Annotated in this window: 2 protein-coding genes; both read right to left on the bottom strand. The window is 59.5% G+C overall.

Going from position 1 to position 2,631, the window contains the following annotated elements; genetic code table 11:
* A partial coding sequence (locus AB4043_RS21930; protein ID WP_442308086.1) for a GGDEF domain-containing protein occupies window positions 1–1,057 on the bottom strand: 1,057 nt, incomplete at its 3' end.
* 535 nt (window positions 1,058–1,592) lie between these two features.
* A partial coding sequence (holA, locus tag AB4043_RS21925) for a DNA polymerase III subunit delta (RefSeq protein WP_442308085.1) occupies window positions 1,593–2,631 on the bottom strand: 1,039 nt, incomplete at its 5' end.

Genomic DNA, 2,631 nt, shown 5'->3' with positions numbered 1-2,631 from the left:
GAGCGGGAGAACCGGCCATCTTGATCAGTTGCCGTATGCGCTCCGCCACCTTCATCGCGGACTCAAGGGTCGCTCCCGGCAGTAGGAGAACAAACTCCTCGCCGCCGTAGCGGGCTGCAAAGTCATCTTTACCTCGCAGCGCCTGCTGGATCAACAAGGCCACGCGCTTGATCACTTCATCGCCGTACAGATGTCCCTGCGTATCGTTCACGATCTTGAAGTGATCGATGTCGATCATGACCGCGGAGATCGGCTGGCGCGTCTGTGCCGCGTGACCCCACAGTACTTCGAACTCCTTCTCGAAGGCAGAACGGTTCGCAAGCTGCGTCATCGGATCGTGAGTAGAGATCAGCTCTAGCTCACGATTGGCTTCGCTGAGCTCTACACGCTTCAACTCATTGCTCCGCAACAGCAGATAGGAGAGCCGTTCCTCACGCTCCAGGCTGTAGTTCGCAATCAGGATGAATACACCGCCCCAAAAGACCAGGCCTCCCATGTGCACCTTTTCGATCGGCTGCAGAAAGGGATCTTTCACAAGGAAGGCAATCGACGTGAGATTGCAGAAGAGCATGGATGCAATTGCGTAGTTGAAACGCAGCCGCATCACGATATTGGTCACCAGCAGGATCAGCATCAGGCTGACGGATGCATGCGTCGAGATCTGATCGGARACGTGCCAGTAAAGGATCACGGCACAAGTGGCGGCAACGCCCGCAAGCACAACGATAGAGCCTTCCCGAACGCGGGCGGATGGCTCTCGCCGGAGTACGCCATAGATCAGCAAAGCGACTGGCGTAAAGATACAGGTGCGCAGGAAAACCGCCAGCCAGATGCGCTGCGGCATCGCCTGATAATCGCCGATCAGAAACAGGTTGTAGATCAGAATGATGAGCAGGCCGTCCCGGCTCATCCGCAGCGCGCGCAGAGCTCCTACCGCGCCCTCGAACCGCTCTTCCAGCTCCCTGGGAAAACGCAGGGGGGCAAAACGCCCGGCTTTCAGACGGGCGATCTGCCGATCCAGCAGCAACTCCTGCGCATTGGCGGTATTCCGTACCACGGTACTTTCCACCGTAGACGTATATCGGCATCAATCCCATCACCCATTAGTGGAGTTTTCATTACGTTGGAGTAACGGCGCCTACCGCGAAGAGGCTAGGGCGTGTCATCAAACGCCTCAGGGATATCGACAAATTCGGGTACCCATACTCTGGGTGCCCCATCCATTGCATCGCAATGGGTGGGAAATTCGGGGTCCCCGGCGAACTTGGCTCGTTGGGGTGAACTATTCGAGTGAAGCTCGAACCGGGTGGGAGCATAGGGCCCCCGGCCAGCTTCGCTGGCTGGGGTAAAGGCGTGGGCTTCTTGAGCAATTCTCCTAATACTGTGGTGTTGGATACATCCGCGAATGCCGTTTTCTTTGCGGAAAACGGCGCAAATAGCCAGAACTTCGCTCTACACCTTTAGGAGAATTGCTCTAGCCCACGGTTTATAGGCTCAACATAGAAGCGGGCTGAAGCCGCTGAACACCCCAGCCAGCAAGCTTGCCGGGGGCCCGCTGCTCCCACAGTTTCAGCGTGCTCTGGACTACTCCCCTAAATTTCCATCGCGTACTGCCCTGAGACAAAGCCCGGAGGCGTCGGCTTTGGCTCCGCCGCCAGATCGAGGATCAGCCGCTCCAGCACCAGCCGCTTATCCGGCGGGCTGGAACGCAGCTCCAGGTCGGCCCTGGCAATAAGACGCAGAGCGCGCGTCAGCTCACGGCGTGTCTTATAGCGGCGTGCCTGCCGGATAAGATCTTCCGCCGCAAACGGAGGCATGCGGAACCCCTGCCACAGGGCCTGCCAGATAGCACGCGTATCGCGCACGTTCTTCTCCAGAATGATCAGCATCTGGCGGAAGGTACGCGCCAGCATGTAGAGGTGTCCGATCGCCGAGTCTTCCCCGCCGTCCGACGCATTCAACAGGCCATGCAGCAGCGCTAATGCTGCGGCGCGGTCATGGCGAGAGATCGCGTCGGTCAGCTCGTACAGCGAGCGCTGCTTGGCGGCGAGCACCTGGGTCTCGACATCGCCCAGCGTGATGCGGCCCTTGCCCAGGGTGTAGAGCAACAGCTTCTCCACCTCGGAGGCGATCAGCATCATGTCCGCACCGAGCGCATCCACCAACTCGCGGGCAGCATCCTGCTCAAAGTTCGCCTGCTGCTGGGCGGCATACTCAGTCACCCAGCGCACGGCATCGCCCTCGTCCACGCGGCCCATCTCCACCACACCGCACCAGTCGCCCAGCGTCTCGCGGATGCGATCGAACCGCTCCTTCTCCTGATAGTCCATGCGCCGCAGATCGGCGGGAATGCGGAGGTGATCCGCGACAAAGAGGATCAGCGCCTGCGGATTGGCAACGCGGAAGTAGGCGTCGATCGCGGCAAACTCGTCTTTCTTTGCGCCGCGGGTATAGAGGTTCTTCAGATTGCGGATGAAGATGACCTGGAAGGGCGCCATCAGCGACGGTGTTCGCGCAATATCCAGAGCGTCGAAGATCGAGGTCTCTGCCAGGTCCAGATCATGCAGGCAGAAGTCACGCAGATCGCCGGGCACAAACTGAGCCAGCACGGCCTTACGAGCCCGTTCCAAC

It is taken from the genome of Terriglobus sp. YAF25 (assembly GCF_052113305.1).
Classification (GTDB): domain Bacteria; phylum Acidobacteriota; class Terriglobia; order Terriglobales; family Acidobacteriaceae; genus Terriglobus.
Note: the sequence above shows the minus strand (reverse complement) of the source record. Positions and strands in the feature narration are given on the sequence as shown.